We start from the raw sequence: 21,897 nt of genomic DNA, 5'->3' as shown, positions 1-21,897 counted from the left end.
GCGGTGGGGTCAGCGGGAGCGGCCGGGCGGGGCCGCGCCGACCAGCGCCGCCGCCTCGCCGGTACGGACCATCCGCTGCCAGCGCAGCCGGTTGCCGATCACCGCGGTGACGGCCGACTGCACCACCACCAGGTACATCACCTGCCGGTAGACCAGTTGCTGCAACGGCAACGTCCACAGTGGGCCGAAGCCCTCCCGGTCCAGGCGCAGCGCGTACGCGGCGGTCAGCCCCTGGAGCAGGAGCAGCCCCAGCCAGGCCAGCACGAGCGTCGACCAGGGCAGGAAGAGCAGGCCGTAGACGGCGAACACGTCGACCGCCGGGGCGGCCAGCGGCAGCACGATCTGGAACACCGTCAGGTACGGCAGGCCCCGCCGGCCCAGCTTGCCCCCGGCCCCCGGCTCGCGCAGCGCGTGCCGGTGCTTCCACATCGCCTGCATCGTGCCGTAGCACCAGCGGTACCGCTGCCGCCAGAGCTGGCGCAGCGAGGAGGGCGCCTCGGTCCAGGCGATCGCCGCCTCCTCGTACACCACCCGCCAGCCGGCCCGGAGCACCTGCATGGTCAGGTCGGTGTCCTCGGCGAGGGTGTCCGAGGGGACGCCGCCGACGGCGAGCAGCACCTCGCGGCGGAACGCGCCGATCGCGCCGGGGATGGTCGGCATGCACTCCAGCACGTCGTACATCCGGCGGTCGAGGTTGAAGCCGATCACGTACTCCAGGTGCTGCCAGCGGCCCAGCAGCCGACGCCGGTTGGCGACCTTGGTGTTGCCGGAGATCGCCCCGACGGTGCGATCGGCGAAGCCCTGCACCAGCCGGTGCACGGTGTCCGGCTGGAAGACGGTGTCCCCGTCGACCAGCACCAGCAGGTCGGCCCGGGCGGCCCGGATGCCGGTGTTCAGCGCGGCCGGCTTGCCGCCGTTGGCTTGCCGGATGACCCGCACCCCGCGCAGGCCCATCCGCTCGACGATGTCGGCGGTGCCGTCGCTGGAGCCGTCGTCCACCACGATCACCTCCAGCGCCGGGTACGCGCTGGCCACCAGCGATCGCACCGTCGCCGCGATGTTCGCCGCCTCGTTGTACGCGGGCACGATCACCGAGACCGGCGCGGTGACCGGCGGCCGTGGGTGCCGGGGGCGGCGTACCCGGCGGACGTGTAGCTGCGCGCAGGTCACCTGCACGGCGAGCCGGGCGACGCCGAGCACCAGCGCGACGGCGAGCAGGACGTTCATCGCGGTGGCCGTCCACTCAGCCCCGGTCTGGGTCCAGCGCAGCGCGTGGCCGCTCAGCCGGGTGCCGACGCCGGCCGGGACGGTCGACGGCGGCGCGTCGACGCCCTCGGAGACGGTGGTGAACCGGTAGCCCTGCTTCGACAGCCGGGTGAGCAGCTGGTCCACGGCCGCCACGGTCTGGCCGCGGTCACCGCCGCCGTCGTGCATGAGCACCACCGCGCCCCGCCCGGGCTGCGGGGTCGCCGCCCGGACGATCGCCGGTACGCCGGGGCGCTGCCAGTCCTTGGCGTCCAGGTCGGCGAGCACGGCCACGTGCCCGCTGCCGGCGGCGGCGCGCAGCGCGTCGTACCCGGCGGCGGTCAGCGACGGGGTGGTGGACGAGAAGGGGGGCCGGAGCAGGGTGACCTCCCGGCCGGTGGCCGCGGCGACCGCCTTGCGGGTCAGCGACAGCTCCAGGTCGGCCCGCCACCCGGAGACCGTGGCGAGGTCGGCGTGGGTGTAGGTGTGCGAGCCGAGCTCGTGCCCCTCGTCGAGGATCCGCTGGGCCAGCTCGGGGTGCGCGTTGACCCGGGAGCCGACCACGAAGAAGGTGGCGTGCGCCCCGTGCCGACGCAGCACGTCGAGCAGCTCGGGCGTCCACCGCGGGTCCGGCCCGTCGTCGAAGGTGAGCGCGACCGTGCGGTCCGGCATCCGCCGGCTGACCGGTTCGGGCTGGTCCAGCCGCAGCACCGGCCCGCCGTCGGTGACCGCCCGCGGCCCGGGCACGTCCGGGGCGGCGGACGGCCCGGAGCCGCCGGCGAGCCCGGTGACCAGCCCGTTGACGGTCAGCGCGGCGAGCAGCAGGAACAGGCCGAGCAGGAGCAGCACCCAGTGGGCCCGCGGGTCGCGGCGGGCTACGTGGCGGGCCACGGTCAGTGGGGCTTGCCGGGCGAGCGGCTGGGCTTGCCGGTACGCCGCACGTCGCCCTGGCCGGGCACGCTGGCGGACGGCTGGGGCCCTGGGCGTGCGGTCGTGGCGACGGGCGGGCCGGCCGTCCGGGTGGGCGTCGGCGCGGCGGTGCTGGTCACCGGCGACGGTCGCGAGGAGGCCGCCGGGCTGCCCGGCTGACCCAGTTCCTCCGGGGTGTCCACGCCCGCTTCGATCGGTGGCCGCGCCCGGGGGTCGGTCCAGCCCGGCAGCGGGACGGTGCTGTCGCCGAAGAGCCCGGCCAGGATCAGCCCGATGCTGGTGAGCAGGCCGAGCCCCATCGCGGTGCCGGCGATCGTCATGAGCCGGCGCCGCTTCCCGGTCCGGTCGACGAACACCGGCGGCGCACCGCCCGGCTGGTTGTGCATCTGGTGATCTCCCTGCCCCGCCGCCCGCGGTTCCACCCCGCTGGCGGGCTTCCGGAGTCACAAGCGCCGGGGCCGTACCCGGTGTTACACCGTCAGGCCGTGCGCAGCTCCTCGACCGCGGTGCTGGCCCGGAGCAGGAGCACGCCGACCGCGACCGTCACCAGCACCGCGACCAGGGCGCCGGCGCCGACCAGGGCCAGGTGCCCCAGCGGTACGCCGGGCGTCACCGTCACCTCGGGCACCCACCCGGTCCGCAGGTACTGCGCCCGGGTCGCCGGGTCCGCGCAGAGCGACTCGGCGCCGTCGCAGAACTCGGTGGAGTAGCCGCCACCGGTCACCGGTTGACCGGCGACGCCCCGGCTGAGCAGCAGGCCCACGGTGAGCGCGAGCCCCACCGCCGGCACCGCCGGCGCCAGCGCCTGCCAGGCGATCGACCGGGCGAGCGTCCCCCGGGGCACCCCGGTGGCGACCAGCGCCGCGTACGCCCGGCGTCGGGCGACGATCCCCTCGACCAGGGCGACGATCAGCCCGCCGGCGGCGATCGCCATGGCCACGCCCACCGCCAGGTCGACCAGGTCCACCGTGCGCAGGTAGAAGCCGTCGCTGCCGCCGAGGCCCTGGCCGGTGAGCCGTTCGATCTCGGCGTGGGCCTCGAACGAGGCCCGCATCCCGGCGGCGCCGGCACCCACGATCACGGCGGCCAGCAGGGCGGCGAAGGTACGGCTGCCGGCCCACGGGTCGCTGGTCAACCGCCGGGACGCCAGCAGCGCGGCCGGTCGCCGGGCGTACCGGTGCAGCAGCCGACCCGAGGTGTACGACAACCAGCCGGTGCCGACCACCACCCCGGTCAGCGCGGCGAGCCCACCCCCGAGCAGCAGCAGCGGCGGTAGCAGCAGCGGCGGTTCCCGGTGGTGGTCCTGATACCAGTCGAGCACCGGGTCCAGGGCGGCGAAGGCGGCGAGGCCGGCGACGATCAGCAGGCCGGCCCACGGCCCGGGCGCGCGTTCCCGGCGGACCTTGCGCACCACGCCGAACGGGGTGGCGGTGACCCGGCGCAGCAGTACCGCGCCGACCAGCGCCGCCGCCAGCGGCAGCCCGAGCACCACCGCCACGATCACTCCGGTGGCCGGGAGCACGTCGGTGGGAAGTGCGAGCCGCCCCCGCCCGTCCGGCTCGTCGAGCAGCCGCCGGCCGACGAGGAGGACGGCCAGCCCGAGGAGGGTCCCGAGGAGGCTGGCCAGGCCGGTCTCCAGCACCGCGAGCCGGGTCACCTGGCCGGGCGTGGCGCCGGCCAGGCGCAGGGCGGCGAGCCGCCGGTCCCGGGCGGGGGCGCCGAGCCGGGCGCACTGCCCGGCCAGCGCCAGCACCGGGACGGTGAGCAGGAGCAGCGCGATCGCGGTGCCGCCGCGCAGGCCGGGCTCGCGGAGCAGGGCGTTGCCGTACTGCTCGGAGATGTTGCGGCCGTCGCAGCAGTGCGGGGTGGGGATGGCTAGCACGGTGAGCGCGGCCAGGCCGGCGAGGGTGGCCAGGGCGGCGCTGAGCGCGGTCAGCACCACCCGGGCGGTGTCGGTGCGGTTGCCGGCCAGGGCGAGCCGGAGCAGGACGGCGGGCCTCACCGGGCGCCGCCGGCGAACGGCAGGTCGAGCCCGAGCCGCTGGCGTCGACCGCCCCGTCGCGGAGCATCACCTCCCGGTCGGCGTACGCGGCGATCCGCGGCTCGTGGGTGACCAGCACGACGCTGGTGCGCTGCTGCCGGGCGAGCCGGACCAGCTGGGTGAGCACCTGCTCGCCGCTGAGCGTGTCCAGCGCGCCGGTCGGCTCGTCGGCGAAGAGCACCCGGGGCTCGGTGACCAGGGCCCTGGCGGTGGCGCACCGCTGCTGCTGCCCGCCGGACATCTCGCCGGGCCGGACGTCGGCCACCTCGGCCACGCCGAGCCGGTCCAGCCAGCCGAGGGCCGCCACCCGCGCTTCTCGCCGCCCCGTGCCGGCGAGAAGCAGCGGGAGGGCGACGTTCTCCGCCGCGGTCAGCTCGGCGACGAGCTGGCCGAACTGGAAGAGCACCCCGAACTCGGTGCGCCGCAGCCGGGACCGGTCCGCCTCCGACCAGGTGTCGATCCGCTCGCCGCGCCAGATGACCTGGCCCGCGTCCGGGCGGAGGATCCCGGCCAGGCAGTGCAGCAGGGTCGACTTGCCGCAGCCGCTGGGGCCGGTGACGGCGACGATCTCGCCCTCGGCGACGTCGAGGGTGACGCCGCGCAGCGCGGGTGTCGGCCCGTACGCCTTCACCACGCCGCGAGCCTGGAGTTGCGTCACGAGTGCACCTCCCGGTGCCAGTCGGCGACCCGGTCCAGGGTGGTCCGCAGCCACCTCAGGTCGGCGTCGAGGTGGGCGATGGCGTAGTCGGCCGAGACCACGTCGTCGAGGGTGGCCGAGGGTGCCGTCTTCACGGCGGTGAGTTCGCGCAGCCGGTCGGTGTGCGCCCGGCCCTGGGCGACCAGGTACGAGCGGGCGGCGCTCACGTCGGCGACCAGCAGCGCCACCACCACCTTGGCGAAGAGCGTGCTGGTGACGTACGGCGCGGGGGGCTCGACGGTGCCGAGCCACCGGTCCAGCGCCTCGCGGCCCTGGCCGGTGAGCTGGTAGGACGTCCGGTCCGGGCCGGCCTCGCGCTCCTGCCCGGTGGCGACCACCAGACCGTCGCGCGCCAACCGGCCAAGGGTCGCGTACACCTGCCCGAACGCCAGCGGCTTGGCCCGGGGGAGCCGGGCGTCGTGGGCACGCTTCAGCTCGTACCCGTGCCGGTTCCCGGCGGCGAGCAGCCCCAGCAGGACGTGCGACGTGGACACCGGGTCACTATTCACTCAGTGAATAGCCGGTGTCAAGCGTCGTCGATGCGGTTCAGCGGCTCCAGGCCGGGTCGCGGCCGGCGCGGCCGAGCAGGCGGTCCAGCTCGGTGCAGTCCGGGCCGGTCGTCACCTCCGGACCGAAGGCGCCCATCTGGCGGCCCATCGGGCCCATCTCGTCCAGGAACCGGTGCCCGGCGGCGGTGACCTCGGGCGCCGGCTGATACGGCTGACCGGTGGCCGTGGCCAGGTCCCAACCGTGCACGGCCAGGTCGATGACCCCCATCAGGCCGACCGTCTCCTGGGGCAGCCCCATGCCGGGCGAGGCGCCCTCCTCGGCGGCCGGGTCGGCCCACGCCTCGACCAGCCGGGCGGTCTCGTCGGCGAACCGGTCCCGCCACCCCTCGGTCAGGTGGTCCGTCTTCGCCGACCAGTCCACCTCGCGCCGCCGGGCGAGCGTCTGGAAGTTGACCACCACCTCGTACAGGTGGTTGGCCAGGTCCCGGACGGTGTAGTCCGGGCACGGCGTGGGCAGGTCCAGCTGATCGTCCGTGATCGCCCGGACCACCGCCACGGTTCGCGGTGCGGCGGCGGCCAGCAGATCGCTAGTCTTCGTTCCCATAGGGCCAGCGTACGAAGGCGGTCTTGAACGAATGCGACAGCCACGCGGGGACAACCGGGGCATCCTCGACCCGGAACGGCTGCGCCGGGAGGTGCGGTTCCGCCGCCACCTGCCGGCCCCCGTGCTGCGCCCCTGGGTCGAGCACTACTGGCTGATCGACTGGGCGCTGAGCGCGCCGTTCGCGCAGCAACTGGTGCCGCACCCGGCGGTCAACGTCGTCTTTCAGCAGTCCGAGGGCGGCCCGGAGACCGCCGAGATCGCCGGCGTCGGGCAACGGCTCTTCTCGATCACCCTGACCGGCACCGGCCGGGTCAGCGGGATCCAGTTCCGCCCGGGCGGCTTCCGGCCGTTCTGGCGACGCCCGATGGCCGAGCTGACCGGCGTGCGCCGGCCGCTCGCCGAGGTCCCCGACGCCGCCCGGGCCGCCGCCGGCTCCGGGGCAGAGAAGGGCCACTGCGCGGGTACGGACACCGAGCGCCGCCGCGCGCTGGACGCCTTCCTGACCGCCTGGGCGCCGGAGCCGGACCCGGCGGCGACCGAGGCGATGGCGCTGGCCGAGGCGATCCGCACCGACCGCGGCGTGCTACGGGTGGACGACCTCGCGCGCCGGCACGGCATCTCCACCCGACGGTTGCAGCGCCTCTTCCTGGACCACGTCGGGGTCGGTCCGAAGTGGGTGATCCGCCGCTACCGGCTCCAGGAGGCGATCGAGCGGGCCGCCGAGGGGCCGCCCGACTGGTCCGCGCTCGCCGCCGACCTCGGTTACAGCGACCAGGCCCATCTGGTCCGCGACTTCACCGCCGTCACCGGCGTCTCCCCCACGGCCTACGTCCGCTCCCTGCGCTGACCCGACCGCACCCCCACCCGGCACCCGCACCTCACCCACCGTCACTGGGCCCGCACCCCCATAGGCCCACTCCGCATCCTTTGCTCTGCTGTCGCCCACGCAACACAAGCGGAGAGTCACCATTTCGAGGAGGCCCACCACCGACGGGGGTTCCCAAATTCACTGCTCGGGGCGGTGTTGCGGATGAGGCAGCAGAGCAAAGGATGCGAAGGGATGGTGGGACGGATCCAGCTGCGTGACTCTGCGTGAGGACCGTCGAAGGTCACTCTGCGTGCCACACCTGCGTGACGGAAAAGAGCCGTGCGGTCAGCGGCGGCGACGGACGGCCACCACGGCGACGTCGTCCTGGATCTCCGGCGGGGCCAGCTCGACCAGCAGGCGGTGACAGAACCGGTCGAGATCGTCGTCCACCCGGGCGGCACACGCGGCCAGCGCGGCCAGGCCCTCGTCGATGGTGGCGTCCCGACGCTCGATCAGGCCGTCGGTGTACAGCACCAGCGTCGCGCCGGCCGGCAGGACGAACTCCAGGTCGTCGGGGCGCTCGGCCCGCACCCCCAGCAGGGGCGCCGAGTGCTGGACGAAGTCCACCCGGCCGTCGACGCTCACCAACGCCGGCAGGTGCCCGGCGCTGGCCAGCCGGATCCGACCGCTGGGCGGGTGCAGCAGCAGGATGCAGAGGGTGGCCAGCTCGTTGCGGAGCAGCGTGCGCATCAGCTCGTTGAGCCGGTCCAGGATCACCCCGGGCTGGTGCCCCTCCACCGCGTACGCCCGCATGGCGTGCCGCAGCTCGGCCATCACCGTGGCGGCGTGCAGCGAGTGGCCGGCCACGTCACCGATCGCCACCAACAGGTGGCCGTCGAGCATCACCAGCTCGTAGAAGTCGCCGCCCACCTCGGTCTGCGCGCTGGCCGGCTCGTACCGGACGGCCAGGTCCAGTCCGGCGACCTCGGGCAGCCGCCGGGGCAGCAGGCTCCGTTGCAGGGTGACGGCGATCCGGTGCTCCTCGTCGAACGACCGCTGCGCCTCCACCGCCGACGCGACCGCCTGGGCGAGCTGCACCAGCACCGGCGTGCGCGCGGTCTGGGTCGCGGACGGCACCACCACGTAGAGCGGGGCGCGGTCCTCGCGCAGCCGGGCGGCGGCCACGGTCACCGTGTCCCCGGCCGGCCAGGAGACCAGGCCCCACTCGGCCGGGTCGTTCACCCGGACGGTGGCCCCGGTCGGTACGCCGGTGTCGTCCACCACCCAGGGCACGATCGTCGGCTTCGCGCCCGGCCCGGCGGCGATCCCGGCCAGGCAGTCGCCGTCGAAGGTCTCGGCGATCACCGCCGCCGGGCTCTTGAAGATGTCGGCCGCGCCCGCCGCCGCCGTTTCCAGCAGGCGGGCGAAGTTCGGGGCGGCGTGCACCGCGACGGTGGTGTCGGCCAGCCCGGTGAGTCGCTCGGCGAGGAACTCCGCGCGCTGCCGCGCCTGGTAGTAGCGCAGGACCGCGTGGGCGGTGGCGACCAGTTCCTCCGGCTCGATCGGCTCGGCCAGGTAGGCGTCCGCGCCCCGGGTCAGCCCCTGCGTCCGGTCCACCACGTCGACCGCGTGCGCGGACACGTGGATCACCGGCATCGCCGGGTGGTCCGCCTTGATCCGCTCGCAGACGTCGAAGCCGCTCATGTCGGGCAGCCGTACGTCGAGCACCACCAGGTCGATCGGGTCCGTCCCGACCCGCTCCAGCGCCTCGGTGCCGGTCTCCGCCTCACGGACCGCGAAGCCGGCCCGGGTCAGCCAGCTGACCAGCAGGTAACGCTTGGTGCGACTGTCGTCGACCACCAGCACCGTCGCCTGGTCGCCGACCATCGTCAGGCCCCGCTCGCCGGTAGGACGACGGTGAAGGTGCTGCCCCGGCCGGGCTCGCTGGTCAGCTCCAGCGTGCCACCGAGCAAGGTCACCAACCGCCGCGCGTACGGCAGGCCGAGGCCGGTGCCGCCGACCCGGCTGGCCCCCGGCACCTGGTAGAACTCCTCGAAGATCCGTTCGTGCAGCCCCGGGTGGATGCCGACGCCGGTGTCGGAGACCGACAGGCGCCACCGCTCGTCGCCCCGCTCCGCGGTCATCCGTACCTCGCCGCGCTCGGTGAACTTGAGCGCGTTGTGCAGCAGGTTGCGCAGCACCTGGGAGAGCAGCACCTCGTCCGAGCGGAGCACGGCCGGCGCCGGCGGCTCCTCCACCACCAGCTCGACGGCCGACCGGTTGGTCAGCGCCCGCAGGGTGCCGCGCAGCTGGCCGAATACCGCCCGCAGGTCGACGTCGGCCCACTCGGGCTCGATCCGCCCGGACTCCGCCTTGGCCAGATCCAGCAGGGCGTTGACCAGGGAGAGCAGGTCGGCCGCCGAGGCTCGGATCAGCTCCACCTGCTCGGACTGCTCGGCGGTGAGCGGGTCGGAGGCGGAGTCGGTGAGCAGCCGTCCCAACCCGATGATCGCGGTCACCGGGGCGCGCAGCTCGTGGCTGACGTTGGCCAGGAAGCGGCTCTTCGACTCGCTCGCCGCCCGCAGCTGCGCCGACTTCTCGTCCAGCTCGGCGTAGAGCGCCACCACGCCGCGGTTGGTCTCCTCCAGCTCCTCGGAGAGCTGGGTGTAGAGCGCCATCACGCCCCGGTTGGTCTCCTCCAGCTCGGCGTTGAGCACCGCCAGCTCATCGCGCTGGCTGCGGACCTCGTCCAGCGCCGCGATGAGCTGCTCGTTCTGGGTGGCGAGCTCGTCCAGGGCACTGCCGGGCGCGCTGTGCCCGAGCTCGGCGCGCAGCTCGGCCAGCCGCGCCTCGGTCAGCGCCTGGGCGGCGGCCGGGACACGTCGGGACATCCTCACGACCGTATCCCCCTCCTCGCTGGTCACCCCCAGTGTGTCCACCAAACGCGCCACCGCGCCCGACTGTGGCTCGTACCGGCCGCCGGGCAAGGGGCTGGCCGGGCTGAGGTCGACGCGCAGCGCGCGGCGGCCGTCCCGGCCGTGCACCACGTGGAAGGCGACGTCCGCACCGCCGACGGTACGCAGCAGGTCACGGGCGACCTCACTGAGCGCGGTGGCGAGCCGGACCTGGTCCTGGTGCTCCAGACCGACGGCGGCGGCGACCTCCCGGCCGCGTTGCCGGACGAGGAAGATGTCCTGCTCCACCCGCAGCGACATCTGCAGCAGCGGGTCGCCGGCGCTCATGACGGTGTCCTCGCCGCCAGGACGCAGGCGTCGTCGCGGCGGATGCCGGCGTCCCGCAGCAGGGTCGCGGCGACCACCAGCGGGGATCGCCCGGTCAGCCCGGGGTAGTCGCCGATCCGCCACCGGTCGACCACGCCGTCGCTGTGCATGACCAGGGTCGCCTCCGGCGGGAAGGCGTAGTCGTACTCCCGGACGGACGGTCGCTGGTGACCGGCGATGCCGGGCAGCGAGACCAGCCCCCGCCGCTCGTCGGCGGCCCCGAGCACGACGCCGCTGATGTTGCCGAGCCCGGCGTACCGGAGCACGCCGGCCGACGGGTCCAGCTCGGCCACGGCCAGGGCCGCGCCCCGGGTGTGCGTCATCGCGCGGTGCAGGTGCTGCACCACGGTGGCGGGCGGGGCGGCCGGCGCGGTACGGAAGGCGGCCAGTGCGGCGCCGGCGGCCGCGCCCGCCAGTGCCCCGTGCCCGAGGCCGTCGCAGACCAGCACCTGGTGCCGACCCTCGGCCACCCGTGCGGCGTGCCCGTCGCCGCTGACCTGCTCGCCGCTGATCGGCCGGGTCAGCCCGGCCGCCCAGGCGGGGCGCACCGGCGCGGCCTTCGGCCACACCTGCACGGCGAGGACGGTGCCCTTGCCCGGCCGGGACCAGGCGTCGTACCAGCTGGCCTGGCGGCTGATCGCGCCCAGGCCGATGCCGAGGGTGCCGGTGGTGGAGTGGCCGTCCCGGGAGGAGACGGTCAGGTCCGCCATGCCGGGGCCGGAGTCGATCGCGACCAGCTCCACGCCGGCGTGGTCACCGTCGCGGACCGGCCGCAGCAGCAGCAGTCCTTCCTCGGCGTGCTTGACCAGGTTGCTGGTCAGCTCGGCGGCGACAATGGCGAGTTCGGCGATCCGGTTGGGGGCGAGGCCGAGCTGCTCGCCGAGGCGTTCGGCGGCCCGCCGCACCGAGCTGGCGGCGCTGCTGTTCTCGACCCGGAACCAGCTGCCGGGGTCGGGAACAGCGTGGATGTTCACCGGGACCACTTGGTCACGGTGATCCGGGTGCCCTCGCCGACGACGGTCTGGATGTCGAAGTCGTCGACCAGGCGTCGGGCCCCGCTGAGGCCCAGCCCGAGGCCGCCCCCGGTGGTGTAGCCGTCGGTCAGCGCCAGGTCGAGGTCGGGGATGCCGGGGCCGGTGTCGGCGAAGACCACCCGTACGCCCCGGCGCCGGCCGTCCTCGACCACCGTCACCTCGGCACCGCCGCCCCCGCCGTAGATCAGCGTGTTGCGGGCCAGCTCGCTGGCCGCGGTGACGAGCTTCGTCTGGTCGACCAGGGAAAGCTTGGCGGCCACCGCGACAGTACGCACCAGCTGCCGGACGCGGACGACGTCCTCGTCGCTGCCGATCGCCTGTGCTTTCGGACCCAGGTCGACGCCCGCGGTCATGGTGATGTCGCCACCGTTCCTGACTCCACGTCCTCCGGATCCTCGTCGAACCCGAAGTCGTCGTCCGTCCGGCTCGCCGCGATCAGCTCCATGCCGCGCTCGACGTTCAGCGCGGTCCGGATGCCGTGCAACGACAGGCCCAGCTCGACCAGCGTGATGGCGACCGCGGGACGCATCCCGACGACCACCGTCTCGGCGTCGAGCACCTTGGAGATCGAGGCGATGGTGGAGAGCATCCGCCCGACGAAGGAGTCGACGATGTCCAGCGCCGTGATGTCGATGATCACGCCGTGCGAGCCGGTGGCCACGATCCGCTCGGCCAGGTCCTCCTGGAGAGCGACGGCCGTCTGGTCGGACATGTCGATCTGGATGGAGACCAGCAGGATGTCGCCGATCTTCAGGATCGGCACCCGCTCCATCACGCCTCCCGGCGCGGGTGGCGGCGAGCCGTCTCGACGCCGCTGAGGCGCAGCACGTGCCGCAGCGCGTCGGCGAGGCTGGCCTTGGTGGCGATGTCCCCGAACTCGATGCCGAGCGCGACGATGGTCTGGGCGATCTGCGGCCGGATGCCGGAGATGATGCAGTCGGCGCCCATCAGCCGGGCGGCCACCACCGTCTTGAGGATGTGCTGGGCGACCTGCGTGTCGACGGCCGGCACACCGGTGATGTCGATGATCGCGTACGGCGAGCCGGTGTCGACCAGGGTCTGGAGCAGCCGCTCCATCACCACCTGGGCGCGGGCCGAGTCGAGCGTGCCGACCAGCGGCACGGCGACCACGCCGTCCCAGATCTTGACCACCGGGGTGGAGAGTTCGAGCAGCTGCTCGGCCTGGTCGGCGATCAGGCCCTCGCGGGCCTGCACGTACGTCTCGAAGGTGGACAGGCCCATCTGGTCGACCACGCCGTTGAACGCGAGGACGTCGCGCGGCGACAGCCCGACGTCGGCGGCGTCGGCCAGCTCGGTCAGCACCTCCTTGAGCGCGTAGATGCTGACCGCGGTCTCGGTGGCGGAGAAGCCCTGCCGGGCCCGGTTGCGCGACAGCTCACCGAGCACCGCCCGCAGCTCGGCGGCCGGCTCGGAGGAAATGTCCGCGAGCCCTTGGGCACCCGCATTGATCATGCTACGGTGCAGCTCCTGCACCTGAAGGCGCAGTTCCGCCTGGCTGAGCCGGCCACGCAACGAGGCCGCGACCAGCTCCGTCCAGCGCTGGACGATCCGCTCGGCATGCTCCGTGAGCAGGCCGGCGAGCCGGTCACCCTCTTCCGTGGTCATCGCCATGGTTACCTCCTCTGAGCTGGGCCGGCCGGACTCTATCACCGCTGGCTGGCGCGGTACTTGCCACGAGGCAAAGAAATGATCAGGCACACCGGATCCCGCTCCCGTTCTGCGTGTTCCGGCCTTCGTGGGATACCGTTCCACCGATAACAGGAGGTCCGAATGTCCTTGACGGTGCACACGGAACAGCGCGGCGACGTGGTCGTCGTGTCGGTCGCGGGCGAGCTCGACATGGCGACCGCACCGCAGCTGCAGGACCAGATCACCGACCTGCTCGACAAGGGCCGCAGCCGTCTCGTGTTCGACCTGGCCAACGTGTCGTTCTGCGACTCGACCGGCCTGTCGGTCTTCGTGCGCGCGAAGAACAGCTGCGACGAGGCCGGCGGCGTGGTCCGGCTGGCCGCCCCGCAGCGCGGCGTGCTGCGCATCCTCGAGGTCAGCGGTCTGGTGGAGGTGCTGCACACGTACCCGACGGTCGAGCAGGCCGTGGCGGGCGACCCGACACCGGCCTCCTCCTGACCGGTTCCCCTCAGCGCTCGTCCTCGATGAAGCGGGGACGAGCGATCACCATGCCCGCGGTCGTCTGCACGGCCAGCGCGGCGATCAGGAACCCGAGCGGGGCGGTCCAGCCCCCGGTCGCCTCGTAGAGGATGCCGACCAGCAGCGGCCCGAGGGCCGCGATCACGTACCCGGTGCTCTGCGCGAAGGCGGACAGCGCCACCGTGCCCTCGGCGGTCCGGGCGCGCAGGCCGATGGTGGTCAGGATCAGCGGGAACGCGCCCTGACCCAGGGCGAGCAGCAGGACCCAGAGCGGCGCGAGGCCGTGCGGCGCCAGGGCCAGACCGAGGTACGCGGCCGTGGAGAAGGCGGTCAGCGCCAGCACCAGCGGTCGTAGCGTCCGCAGCCGGCCGGCCAGGGTCGGCATTCCCAGCGCGACCGGTACCCCGAGCGCGGTCACCCCGGCCAGCAGCAGCCCGGCCGCCTCGGGGCGGTAGCCGGCGTCGCGGAAGAGCTGGGCCAGCCAGCCCATGATCGCGTACCCGCTGAGCGACTGCGCGCCGAAGTAGACCGCCATGGCCCAGCCGAGCCGGGTGCGTTCCGGCCGGATCCGCACCCGCGGGGCGGGGGCCGCCGTCGGGGCCGCGGCCCGCCGGGCGGCGCGGGCCCGCAGCGCCAGCGGCACCCACGGGAGTACGGCCACCGCGGCCAGCCCGGCCCAGACGCCGAGCCCGGCCCGCCAGGAGCCGAAGGCGTGCGCGACGGGCACCGCGGAGGCGGCGGCCACCGTCGTGCCCACCGTCAGAGCCATCGTGTACGCCCCGGTGACCAGCCCGGTGCGGTGCGGGAAGTGCTGTTTGACCAGCATCGGCAGCAGGATGTTCGCCACCGCGATGCCGGCCAGCGCGAGCGCGCTGGTGAGCACGAAGACCAGCGCGGAGTCGGTGGCCACCCGGAGCACCTGCCCCACGGTGAGGGCGAGCATCGCCACCACCAGCACCCGGGCCGGCGGGTATCGGCGGACCAGCCACGGGGTGAGCGCGCCGAGGCCGGCGAAGGCGATCGTCGGCAGGGTGGTGACAAAACCGGCCATCGTGCCGGAGAGCGCCAGTCCGGTGCGTACCTCGTCGAGGAGGGCGCCCAGGCTGGTCACCGCAGCGCGGAGGTTGAGCGCGACCAGCAGCATCCCGACCAGCACCAGCGCACCGCCGCGGGCCGCCGAGGGCCGGCCGGCCGGGGGCGCGACGGCGGCCGGCGCGGGCCCGGTCGGCACGTCGGCGGTGGGCGCGGCCGGGTCGGCGACGGACCGGTCGGCGGCGGGGGCCTCGGCCTCGGTGCGGGTGGGTGGCGGGGTCATGACCTCTAACCTACAATCATGGGATGAATTTCGGCAGCAGGTGTAACCGGTGACACCCACCGTCGATTCCGTCGCCGTGCCCCCGCGCGGCCACCGGGTACGCCAGACGATCGAGCAGCTCCGGGAGCGGATCCTCGGCGGCGAGTGGCCGGTCGGCGGGCGGATCCCGACCGAACCGCAGTTGGTCGCCGCGCTCGGGGTGGGGCGGAACACCGTTCGCGAGGCGGTCCGCGCGCTGGTGCACGCCGGGGTGCTGGAGTGCCGGCAGGGCTCCGGGACGTACGTGGTCTCCACCGACGAACTGGCCCCGGTGGTGGCCCGCCGGCTCACCGACGACCGGATGGCCGAGGTGGTCGAGGTCCGGCGCGCCTTCGAGGTGGAGGCCGCCCGGCTGGCCGCGCTGCGACGTACCCCGGCAGACCTGGCGGCGCTCGACGGGGCGCTCGCCACCCGCGAGGCCGCCTGGCGCTCGGGCCGGGTGGCGGAGTTCGTGGAGGCCGACGCGGCGCTACACACGGCGGTGGTGGCCGCCGCCCACAACGGCATGCTCGCCGAGCTCTACGCCTCGGTCGGCACGGCGCTGCGCAGCACGGTCGCGCACGCCATGGGGGACGCGCTGGAGCCCGAGCGGTACGTCGACCACGGTCGACTCGTCGCCGCCATCCGGGACGGCGATCCGGCCCGCGCGGCGATCGAGGCCGGTGCTTTTCTGGAGCCGCCCTCCGGGGCATAGGTTGTCCCGGACGCAGAATCGGACAGCACAGGAGTACGGATGCTCAAGGGCTTCAAAGACTTCATCATGCGCGGCAACGTCGTCGACCTGGCGGTCGGTGTCGTCATCGGTGCCGCGTTCACGGGCGTGGTCACGCAGCTGACCAAGTCGTTCCTGGAACCACTGGTCCGGGTGTTCATCGCGCTGCTCACGGGCAGCAAGAACGGCCTCACCGGGTCCACCCCGACCTTCCGGGAGATCCCGTTCGACTGGGTGGCCTTCGTCAACGCCCTGATCACCTTCCTGCTCACCGCGGCGGCGCTCTACTTCCTGGTCGTCTTCCCGATGAACCGGCTCGCCGAGCGGCGTCGGCGGGGCGAGGAGCCGCCGCCGAAGGCGCCCAGCGAGGAGATCAAGCTGCTGACCGAGATCCGGGACGCCCTGGTCGCCGGCGGGCACACCACCCCGGCGCAGCAGCGGGGCGCGCTCGACGACGTGCTCGGTCGGCGTACGGAGCCGCCCGCGCCGCGCTGACGCGACGGCATGCACATCGGCCCCTGTGGGAATCCCACAGGGGCCGTCCCGTGTCGTACACATGTTCGATAGAGTCCGGCCATGGAACAGCGCAAGCACTGGTGGAACGGCAAATGGGGGCGGCTGGCCCGGCGGGACGTCTTCCTCCGGGTGGACGCCGACCGCTGGCACGTCGAGCAGCGGGCCGGCGGTGCGGAGGGCGTCTCCCAGTTCTACGAGTACGGCAGCGCGGAGGAGGCCGAGGAGACCGTCCGGGCCCTGCTGGAGGGGACCGACGGCTGGCGGGAGCTCTCCCCGCGCCCGCCGAGCGCCTGGGCCCCGCCGAGCACCGGCGTTTAGCGGCGCGCCGGCCCGGGAACCGCCCGGGAATGAAGCAGCAGGGCACCGAGCAGCAGGCGGCCATCTCCCGGGTCACCACCGGCATGCGGGTCATCGACACGGCCGGCGTCGAGGTCGGCACCGTCGACCTCGTGCAGCGGGGTGACCCGAACGCGGTGACCGTGCAGGCGCCGACCGCCGACCCGGGCGGCAGCCTCGACGAGCTGATCGAGTCGGCCGCGGTGGAGGAGCCGGACGTGCCCGCCGACCTCGCCGCCCGGCTGCTGCGTACCGGCTACCTCAAGGTCTCCACCGAGCTGGCCCGCACCGGCGCGGTCTACGTGCTGGCCGACCAGATCGCCGCCGTCACCGACGGCCAGGTACGCCTCGGCGTCGGCGTCGGCGACCTCCCCCCGGAGGAGTGACGCCCACTCGCGGTGACGTGGGGACGTGACGACCGACCGGGCTTCCTCGGGCTGACGCGACCAGGTGTGGTCGACACGCTACAGACCTGATGACGTGGACGACTCAAGGCTGGCCTCCGGCGTCCGACACCCCGTGAGTCGTCCACGTCATCAGATCGGTAGCCAATTCAGTAGGCACTCGGCGCCCGAGGCGGCCCGCCCCGACACGCCAGCAGACCCCGGACGCCACGCTCCGGACATGCGCGGCCCGCGGGCGCGGACACGCCGCCCTAGTGTGGACCGATGTACATGGTCATCGGGGAACAGCGGATGCCCGGCGGCGGGCCGGATGAGCGGCAGGCACAGTTCGCGCACATGGCGGAGGTGGTCCGGCAGAGCCCGGGTTTCGTCCGGGGCTGGTGGGGGCCGGACCAGGCGGACGCGGAGACCGGACACGCGCTGGTCCTGTTCGACACCCTGGACCGGGCGACGGAGTTCGCGACGACCGTCGAGCGCTACGTCTCCGGCGTGCGGTTGCGGGTGATGGCGGTGGACGTGACGGTCAGCGCCTCGTGACCTCGCCGCCAGCCTCGGCCGGCGCGGCCGGATCCGACCCGCTCTCGGCCGAGCCGACCTGACCCGATCCGGTGTCGGCCGAGCCGGCCCGGCTGACCTGACCCGATCCGTTCTCTGCCGCGCGGGAGGGTGCCGGCACCGTGGCCGGGGCCGCCGGGCCGGCCGGCGGCGACGCGGCACGCCGGCGGAAGAGCAGCAGCATCAGCCAGCCGGCGAGCAGGCCCCAGAACGCGCCGGCCACCCCGAGCAGGCTCACCCCGGAGGCGGTGACCACGAAGGTCACCACCGCCGCCTCCCGGCTCTCCGGCTCGGCGACCGCCGCGGCAACCGCCGTGGCCAGCGCGCCGAGCAGCGCCAGCCCGGCCACCGCCTCGATCAGCACCGGCGGGGAGAGCAGCACCAGCGCGGTCGCCACCCCCGCTCCCAGCCCGAGCAGCGCCAGCCCCAGGCCGGCGGTGACCGAGGCGATCCAGCGCCGCTCCGGGTCCGGGTGGGCGTCCGGCCCGGCCGCCAGGGCGGCGCTGATCGCCGCGAGGTTCACCGCGTGTCCGCCGAGGGGCGCGCCGAGCGCGCTGGCCAACCCGGTCACCCGCAGCGCCGCGTTCAGCGGCGGCTGGTAGCCGTAGCCGCGCAGTACCGCCGTACCGGGGACGTTCTGGGCGGCCATGGTGACCAGGAAGAGCGGCAGCGCCAGCCCGACCAGCGCGGGCACGGTGAACTCCGGCGCGGTCAGCTCGACCACCGGCCGGAACCCGCCGACGCCGCCGGCCGGCGAGGTGAGCGCGATCGTCACCGCGGCCACCACCAGCGCCGCCGGCACGGCCCAACGCCGGGCGAACCGGTGCAGCACCAGCCAGGTGACGATCACCGGTACGGCCAGCCGGGGCACCTCGACCAGCGCCCGCACCGGGGCGGTGCAGAGCGGCAGCAGCACCCCGGCCAGCATCGCCGCCGCCACCGGGCCCGGGATCGCGGCGACCGCCCGACCCAGCACGGGAAAGAGACCCGCGGCCACGATGAGCACCCCGCAGAGCAGGAACGCGCCGACCGCCGCGGGCCAGCCGCCGGGGACCGGGCCGGTGGCGACCAGCAGCGCCGCGCCCGGGGTGGACCAGGCGATCGCGATCGGCATCCGGTGCCGCAGCCCCAGCCAGAGGGCGCAGAGCCCGGACGCGACGCTGACCGCGAGCAGCCCGGAGGCGGCCTGGGCCTCGTCGGCGCCGACCGCCCGCAGCCCCGCCAGCACCACCGTGAACGAACTGGCGAAGCCGACCAGGGCGGTCACCACGCCGGCCAGCACCGGTTGCAGCCGTCCCGCCATCACCGCACCCCCCGTCGTCGCGGCCACCCTAGCGGCGGCCCACCAGCACGCCGCGCCCGTCCACCCGGCCCGCCCAAGAGGCGGGAGCAGGGTGCCCGGCTGGTCGGTCGGCGTCGCGGCTGCCCGCCCACGAGGCGGGAGCGGGGAGCCGGGCTGGTCGGTCGGCGTCGCGGCCACCGTAGCGGCGGCGACCGGCCCGCCCTCTCCCACCGGCCCGCGCACGAGCCGGGAGCGCGTCGGCTGCCACCAGCGAGCCGCACGGCCGGAGAGCTGGGCACGCCGACCAAGGCGGGGCAGGCGACCGGGCCGCTCAGCCCAGCGGGCGGGACGGGACGCGGTGCCGCACCGCCCACAGCGCCGCCTCCGTGCGCGACGCCGAGCCCGTCTTGCGCAGCAGATTCGACACGTGCACGGTGACCGTGCGCACCGAGATGCCGAGCGCGCGGGCCGCCTGCTTGTTGGACATCCCGGCGACCAGGCAGCCGAGCACCTCCACCTCCCGGCCGGTCAGCTCGGCGTCGGGCGGGGCGGTCGGGCGGGGCGCCGGCGGCCGCAGGTGCTCCGGCAGCGGCCAGTCGGCCAACGCCTCCAGGCCCCGGCCGGCATGCGCGGCGAGCAGCTCGGTGAGCGCGTACGGGTTGCCGCCGGTGCGCCGCCAGACGGCGGTGGCGATCCGATCGGTGGGGCGGGTGCCGTCGTACACCTGGGTCAGCACCTCGGCCACCTCGGCCACCCCGAGCGGGCCGAGGTGCTGGCGCACGGCGCCGCGTACCCCGCAGAGCCGGGACAGGACGCGGACGGCGAGGTCCGGCGCGACCGCGTCGGCCGGCGGTCGGCTCGCCACCACCAGCAGGGCCGGCAGGTCACCGGCGGTGGCCAGCTCGCCGACCAGGTTGAGGCTGGCCGGGTCGAGGGCGTGCAGGTCCTCCACCACCAGCACGGCCGGGCCGGTGCCGACCAGTCGCCGGACGGTCCGCACGGCCAGCCGCAGCAGGGTGCCGGGGGCGTAGCGCTCGCGCGGCGCGGTGGGCTGCTGGGCGAGCCAGGCCAGCGCGTCCGGCGGCAGATCGAGACCGCTGGTGTCGCGGCCGCTGAGCACCGCCGCCAGCCAGTCGTACGGGGCCGGGTCGTGCAGCCGCGCGGCGCCGGACAGGACCAGCGCCGGGCGGGGCGAGAAGCCCTCCACGGCCGCCGCGACCAGCAGACTCTTGCCCACCCCGGCCGCCCCGGTGATCACCGTGACGGCGGGCGACGGACGGCCCGCGTCGACCACGGTGGACCACGCCCGGTCGAGCTCGGCACGCTCGCCGGCGCGTCCGACCATGGACACCGGCATCATTTCTGCCACCCTACGCACTAGTGCGTAGAGACGGATCAAGGGTGTTCTTGGCAAGCTTGTGGCATGACGCTGATCCTCCGCTCGGCCATCCTCAACGACGTCGGCCTGGTCCGCACCAACAACGAGGACTCCGCCCTCGCCGGTGACCGCCTGGTGGCGGTCGCGGACGGCATGGGTGGGCTCCCCGCCGGTGAGGTGGCGAGCGAGATCGTCATCCGCATCCTGGACGAGCTGGTCCCGCCGACCGTCGCCGACGAGGCCACCGAGGCGCTGCGCGCCGTGGTCGCCACCGCCAACCAACGCATCCGCGCCGCCATCTCCGCCGATCCGACGCGCGACGGCATGGGTACGACGCTGACCGCCGGCCTGCTCGCCGGGGACACGCTGGTCCTCGCCCAGGTCGGCGACTCCCGCTGCTACCTGCTGCGCGACGGCGAACTGACCCAGCTCACCCGGGACGACACCTTCGTACAGGCGCTCGTCGACCAGGGCGCGCTCTCCCCCGACCAGGCGCGGCACCACCCGCAGCGGTCCCTGGTGACCCGCGCCGTGCAGGGCGCGGACGCCCCACCGGCGATCGGGGTGCTGACCATGTTCGTCGGCGACCGGCTGCTGCTGTGCAGCGACGGCCTCTCCGACTACGTGGAGGACGGCGCGATCCACGCCGCGCTGACCACGTACGGCGACCGCCAGCTCTGCGGCGAACAGCTGGTCAAGCTCGCCCACCAGGCCGGCGCGCCGGACAACGTCACCGTGGTCGTCTCCGACCTGACGGAGGGCTGAACCGGACCAATCGGGTTGCGGCGGACCGCCGGCCGGGTTGGGATGGACGGATGCTCATCCGTCGCCTGGCCGCCGAGGAACGCCTGACCACCAGCTTCCCGCTCCAGGCGTACGCCTTCGAGGCGTCCCCGCTGAGCAGCGAACGGGTGGAGGCGTTCCACCGGTACCTGCCGTACAACAAGGGCAACCGGACGCTCGTCGTCGACGAGGGCGGGGAGACGCAGGCGGCGGCGAGCGCCATCCCCATGCGGCAGAACCTGCGCGGGCGGGTGCTGCCGATGGCCGGCGTGGCCGGGGTGGCCACCCACCCGCTGGCCCGTCGGCGGGGTCACGTCCGAGCGCTGCTGCACCAGCTCCTCGACGAGATGCGCGACGAGGGGCACCCGCTGACCGCGCTGTACCCGTTCCGGGCCGGCTTCTACGAGCGCTTCGGCTACGTCGGGCTGCCCCGCGCGCGTACGGCCCGGTTCTCCCCCGCCGACCTGGATCCGCTGCTCCGGGCCGAACTGCCCGGCGAGGTGACCTGGGAGCGGATCGGCGCCGGCTACGCCGGCTACCGGGCGTTCACCGAACGCTGCGTACGGGAGCGGCACGGCTTCGCGATCTTCCCGGAGTTCCGCGCCGTCGGGCTGCGCGACCGCGACGACCGCTGGCTGGTCACCGCCCGGATCGACGGTACGACGATGGGCGCGCTCACCTACCGTATCGACGACCACGGCGGCGAGTTGCAGGGCGACGACCTGCTTGTCACCGACCCGTACGCCCGGGCGCTGCTGTTGCAGTTCCTCGCCCGGCACGTCGACCAGGTCGACCGGATCACCCTCCACATCCCCGCCGACGAGCTGCCCGAACTCTGGCTGACCGACCTGGCCGTACACGTCGAGGCGCGGGTCTCCCGCCCGGGCTCACCCGCCCCGATGGCCCGGCTGCTGTCGCTGGACGCGCTCGCCGGCCTCCCCGCCGGCCCGGGCCGGGTCCGGGTCGAGCTGGTCGGCGACCGCTGGCTGGCCGGCACCCACCTGCTCGACGGCACCACCGGCCACCTGGAGCTGACCACCGGCGGCCCCGCGCCGTCGGCGACGCTCACCGCCGCCGGGCTCTCCGCCCTCGCGTACGGGGTCCTGGACCCGGCCGAGGTGGACGTCCGAGGGCTCGGTTCGATCGGCCCGGACGCAGCCGCCGAACTGCGCCGCCTCTTCCCCCGCCACCTCCCCTACCTATTCGCCGACTTCTAACCCCCCGCTCCGCGCCCGCGCCGGGCGTCAAGATCCGCGCAG

Annotated in this window: 23 protein-coding genes and 1 pseudogene; 9 read left to right on the top strand and 15 right to left on the bottom strand. The window is 74.5% G+C overall.

The genetic code is table 11. The annotated features are described in order from the left end of the window. Positions 1-9: 9 nt before the first annotated feature. From ACTWM8_RS01740 to ACTWM8_RS01715, 6 genes and pseudogenes are all read right to left on the bottom strand, one after another. Positions 10-2,136 (bottom strand): bifunctional polysaccharide deacetylase/glycosyltransferase family 2 protein, encoded by a 2,127-nt coding sequence (locus ACTWM8_RS01740; protein ID WP_446212251.1) that lies wholly within the window; start codon positions 2,134-2,136, stop codon positions 10-12. 2 nt (positions 2,137-2,138) lie between these two features. Further along, positions 2,139-2,561 (bottom strand): hypothetical protein, encoded by a 423-nt coding sequence (locus ACTWM8_RS01735; protein ID WP_446212250.1) that lies wholly within the window; start codon positions 2,559-2,561, stop codon positions 2,139-2,141. Between the two features lie 92 nt (positions 2,562-2,653). Beyond that, positions 2,654-4,177 carry an FtsX-like permease family protein gene (locus tag ACTWM8_RS01730; RefSeq protein WP_446212249.1) on the bottom strand — a complete coding sequence of 508 codons (1,524 nt, stop codon included), beginning with the start codon at positions 4,175-4,177 and terminating at the stop codon, positions 2,654-2,656. Between the two features lie 28 nt (positions 4,178-4,205). Further along, positions 4,206-4,874 (bottom strand): annotated as a pseudogene (locus ACTWM8_RS01725) (ABC transporter ATP-binding protein); the annotation flags it as partial. Further along, a complete protein-coding gene (locus ACTWM8_RS01720; RefSeq protein WP_446212248.1) occupies positions 4,871-5,407 on the bottom strand; it encodes a PadR family transcriptional regulator in 537 nt (178 codons plus the stop codon). The gene ACTWM8_RS01720 and the pseudogene ACTWM8_RS01725, both read right to left, overlap by 4 nt. A gap of 52 nt (positions 5,408-5,459) precedes the next feature. After that, the gene (locus ACTWM8_RS01715; protein ID WP_446212247.1) at positions 5,460-6,026 is read right to left on the bottom strand and encodes a TIGR03086 family metal-binding protein; all 567 of its coding nucleotides are present in this window, start codon (positions 6,024-6,026) and stop codon (positions 5,460-5,462) included. A gap of 31 nt (positions 6,027-6,057) precedes the next feature. On the opposite strand from ACTWM8_RS01715, the gene ACTWM8_RS01710 reads away from it, so the two are divergent. Continuing rightward, positions 6,058-6,873 (top strand): AraC family transcriptional regulator, encoded by an 816-nt coding sequence (locus tag ACTWM8_RS01710; RefSeq protein WP_446212246.1) that lies wholly within the window; start codon positions 6,058-6,060, stop codon positions 6,871-6,873. 306 nt (positions 6,874-7,179) lie between these two features. On the opposite strand, the gene ACTWM8_RS01705 is transcribed toward ACTWM8_RS01710, so the two are convergent. From ACTWM8_RS01705 to ACTWM8_RS01680, 6 genes are read right to left on the bottom strand one after another with little or no spacing between them, the layout of a single operon-like run. Then, positions 7,180-8,721 (bottom strand): SpoIIE family protein phosphatase, encoded by a 1,542-nt coding sequence (locus tag ACTWM8_RS01705; RefSeq protein WP_446212245.1) that lies wholly within the window; start codon positions 8,719-8,721, stop codon positions 7,180-7,182. Between the two features lie 2 nt (positions 8,722-8,723). Continuing rightward, the gene (locus ACTWM8_RS01700; RefSeq protein ID WP_446212244.1) at positions 8,724-10,076 is read right to left on the bottom strand and encodes a sensor histidine kinase; all 1,353 of its coding nucleotides are present in this window, start codon (positions 10,074-10,076) and stop codon (positions 8,724-8,726) included. Next, positions 10,073-11,089, bottom strand: coding sequence for a SpoIIE family protein phosphatase (locus ACTWM8_RS01695; RefSeq protein WP_446212243.1), 1,017 nt, complete (start codon positions 11,087-11,089; stop codon positions 10,073-10,075). The genes ACTWM8_RS01700 and ACTWM8_RS01695 overlap by 4 nt, the downstream gene beginning before the upstream one ends. Then, positions 11,086-11,502 carry an ATP-binding protein gene (locus tag ACTWM8_RS01690; protein ID WP_088959353.1) on the bottom strand — a complete coding sequence of 139 codons (417 nt, stop codon included), beginning with the start codon at positions 11,500-11,502 and terminating at the stop codon, positions 11,086-11,088. Before ACTWM8_RS01690 ends, ACTWM8_RS01695 begins: the two co-directional genes overlap by 4 nt. Beyond that, positions 11,499-11,921: an STAS domain-containing protein gene (locus tag ACTWM8_RS01685; RefSeq protein WP_446212242.1), complete on the bottom strand. Its 423-nt coding sequence runs from the start codon at positions 11,919-11,921 to the stop codon at positions 11,499-11,501. The genes ACTWM8_RS01690 and ACTWM8_RS01685 overlap by 4 nt, the downstream gene beginning before the upstream one ends. After that, positions 11,921-12,781, bottom strand: coding sequence for an STAS domain-containing protein (locus ACTWM8_RS01680; RefSeq protein ID WP_446212241.1), 861 nt, complete (start codon positions 12,779-12,781; stop codon positions 11,921-11,923). The genes ACTWM8_RS01685 and ACTWM8_RS01680 overlap by 1 nt, the downstream gene beginning before the upstream one ends. A gap of 159 nt (positions 12,782-12,940) precedes the next feature. Between ACTWM8_RS01680 and ACTWM8_RS01675 the strand changes: the two genes are divergently transcribed. Beyond that, positions 12,941-13,297: an STAS domain-containing protein gene (locus ACTWM8_RS01675; RefSeq protein ID WP_088976933.1), complete on the top strand. Its 357-nt coding sequence runs from the start codon at positions 12,941-12,943 to the stop codon at positions 13,295-13,297. Positions 13,298-13,307: 10 nt separating this feature from the next. Here the strand turns inward: ACTWM8_RS01675 and ACTWM8_RS01670 are convergent, their stop codons facing one another. Next, positions 13,308-14,633 (bottom strand): MFS transporter, encoded by a 1,326-nt coding sequence (locus tag ACTWM8_RS01670; RefSeq protein ID WP_446212240.1) that lies wholly within the window; start codon positions 14,631-14,633, stop codon positions 13,308-13,310. 49 nt (positions 14,634-14,682) lie between these two features. On the opposite strand from ACTWM8_RS01670, the gene ACTWM8_RS01665 reads away from it, so the two are divergent. From ACTWM8_RS01665 to ACTWM8_RS01645, 5 genes are all read left to right on the top strand, one after another. Continuing rightward, positions 14,683-15,366: a FadR/GntR family transcriptional regulator gene (locus ACTWM8_RS01665; protein ID WP_446212239.1), complete on the top strand. Its 684-nt coding sequence runs from the start codon at positions 14,683-14,685 to the stop codon at positions 15,364-15,366. Between the two features lie 39 nt (positions 15,367-15,405). Further along, the gene (gene mscL, locus ACTWM8_RS01660; protein WP_446212238.1) at positions 15,406-15,879 is read left to right on the top strand and encodes a large conductance mechanosensitive channel protein MscL; all 474 of its coding nucleotides are present in this window, start codon (positions 15,406-15,408) and stop codon (positions 15,877-15,879) included. Between the two features lie 81 nt (positions 15,880-15,960). Then, positions 15,961-16,218 (top strand): hypothetical protein, encoded by a 258-nt coding sequence (locus tag ACTWM8_RS01655; RefSeq protein WP_088959360.1) that lies wholly within the window; start codon positions 15,961-15,963, stop codon positions 16,216-16,218. Between the two features lie 29 nt (positions 16,219-16,247). Beyond that, a complete protein-coding gene (locus ACTWM8_RS01650) occupies positions 16,248-16,622 on the top strand; it encodes a hypothetical protein (RefSeq protein ID WP_179802673.1) in 375 nt (124 codons plus the stop codon). A 282-nt stretch (positions 16,623-16,904) separates the two neighbouring features. Further along, positions 16,905-17,177: a hypothetical protein gene (locus ACTWM8_RS01645; RefSeq protein ID WP_446212237.1), complete on the top strand. Its 273-nt coding sequence runs from the start codon at positions 16,905-16,907 to the stop codon at positions 17,175-17,177. Here the strand turns inward: ACTWM8_RS01645 and ACTWM8_RS01640 are convergent. Together ACTWM8_RS01640 and ACTWM8_RS01635 are read right to left on the bottom strand one after the other, a co-directional pair. Beyond that, positions 17,164-18,498, bottom strand: a complete 1,335-nt coding sequence (locus ACTWM8_RS01640) for a benzoate/H(+) symporter BenE family transporter (protein ID WP_446212236.1) — start codon at positions 18,496-18,498, stop codon at positions 17,164-17,166. The genes ACTWM8_RS01645 and ACTWM8_RS01640 overlap by 14 nt on opposite strands. 310 nt (positions 18,499-18,808) lie before the next feature. Continuing rightward, the gene (locus tag ACTWM8_RS01635; RefSeq protein ID WP_446212235.1) at positions 18,809-19,837 is read right to left on the bottom strand and encodes an AAA family ATPase; all 1,029 of its coding nucleotides are present in this window, start codon (positions 19,835-19,837) and stop codon (positions 18,809-18,811) included. 63 nt (positions 19,838-19,900) lie between these two features. Between ACTWM8_RS01635 and ACTWM8_RS01630 the strand changes: the two genes are divergently transcribed. Further along, complete coding sequence (locus ACTWM8_RS01630; RefSeq protein WP_446212234.1) at positions 19,901-20,620, top strand: PP2C family protein-serine/threonine phosphatase; 720 nt, start codon at positions 19,901-19,903, stop codon at positions 20,618-20,620. 50 nt (positions 20,621-20,670) lie between these two features. Then, a complete protein-coding gene (locus tag ACTWM8_RS01625) occupies positions 20,671-21,855 on the top strand; it encodes a GNAT family N-acetyltransferase (protein WP_446212233.1) in 1,185 nt (394 codons plus the stop codon). The last annotated feature ends 42 nt before the right edge of the window (positions 21,856-21,897 follow it).

It is taken from the genome of Micromonospora sp. IBSANI012 (assembly GCF_052814045.1).
Note: the sequence above shows the minus strand (reverse complement) of the source record. Positions and strands in the feature narration are given on the sequence as shown.

Excerpts from the sequence above, each read along its gene's own strand:
- ACTWM8_RS01735 (WP_446212250.1), bottom strand. The coding sequence starts at position 2,561 with ATGCACAACCAGCCGGGCGGTGCGCCGCCGGTGTTCGTCGACCGGACC.
- ACTWM8_RS01715 (WP_446212247.1), bottom strand. The coding sequence starts at position 6,026 with ATGGGAACGAAGACTAGCGATCTGCTGGCCGCCGCCGCACCGCGAACC.
- ACTWM8_RS01710 (WP_446212246.1), top strand. The coding sequence starts at position 6,058 with ATGCGACAGCCACGCGGGGACAACCGGGGCATCCTCGACCCGGAACGG.
- ACTWM8_RS01705 (WP_446212245.1), bottom strand. The coding sequence starts at position 8,721 with ATGGTCGGCGACCAGGCGACGGTGCTGGTGGTCGACGACAGTCGCACC.
- ACTWM8_RS01700 (WP_446212244.1), bottom strand. The coding sequence starts at position 10,076 with ATGAGCGCCGGCGACCCGCTGCTGCAGATGTCGCTGCGGGTGGAGCAG.
- ACTWM8_RS01690 (WP_088959353.1), bottom strand. The coding sequence starts at position 11,502 with ATGACCGCGGGCGTCGACCTGGGTCCGAAAGCACAGGCGATCGGCAGC.
- ACTWM8_RS01685 (WP_446212242.1), bottom strand. The coding sequence starts at position 11,921 with ATGGAGCGGGTGCCGATCCTGAAGATCGGCGACATCCTGCTGGTCTCC.
- ACTWM8_RS01680 (WP_446212241.1), bottom strand. The coding sequence starts at position 12,781 with ATGGCGATGACCACGGAAGAGGGTGACCGGCTCGCCGGCCTGCTCACG.
- ACTWM8_RS01675 (WP_088976933.1), top strand. The coding sequence starts at position 12,941 with ATGTCCTTGACGGTGCACACGGAACAGCGCGGCGACGTGGTCGTCGTG.
- ACTWM8_RS01670 (WP_446212240.1), bottom strand. The coding sequence starts at position 14,633 with ATGACCCCGCCACCCACCCGCACCGAGGCCGAGGCCCCCGCCGCCGAC.
- mscL (WP_446212238.1), top strand. The coding sequence starts at position 15,406 with ATGCTCAAGGGCTTCAAAGACTTCATCATGCGCGGCAACGTCGTCGAC.
- ACTWM8_RS01655 (WP_088959360.1), top strand. The coding sequence starts at position 15,961 with ATGGAACAGCGCAAGCACTGGTGGAACGGCAAATGGGGGCGGCTGGCC.
- ACTWM8_RS01650 (WP_179802673.1), top strand. The coding sequence starts at position 16,248 with ATGAAGCAGCAGGGCACCGAGCAGCAGGCGGCCATCTCCCGGGTCACC.
- ACTWM8_RS01645 (WP_446212237.1), top strand. The coding sequence starts at position 16,905 with ATGTACATGGTCATCGGGGAACAGCGGATGCCCGGCGGCGGGCCGGAT.
- ACTWM8_RS01640 (WP_446212236.1), bottom strand. The coding sequence starts at position 18,498 with ATGGCGGGACGGCTGCAACCGGTGCTGGCCGGCGTGGTGACCGCCCTG.
- ACTWM8_RS01635 (WP_446212235.1), bottom strand. The coding sequence starts at position 19,837 with ATGATGCCGGTGTCCATGGTCGGACGCGCCGGCGAGCGTGCCGAGCTC.
- ACTWM8_RS01630 (WP_446212234.1), top strand. The coding sequence starts at position 19,901 with ATGACGCTGATCCTCCGCTCGGCCATCCTCAACGACGTCGGCCTGGTC.
- ACTWM8_RS01625 (WP_446212233.1), top strand. The coding sequence starts at position 20,671 with ATGCTCATCCGTCGCCTGGCCGCCGAGGAACGCCTGACCACCAGCTTC.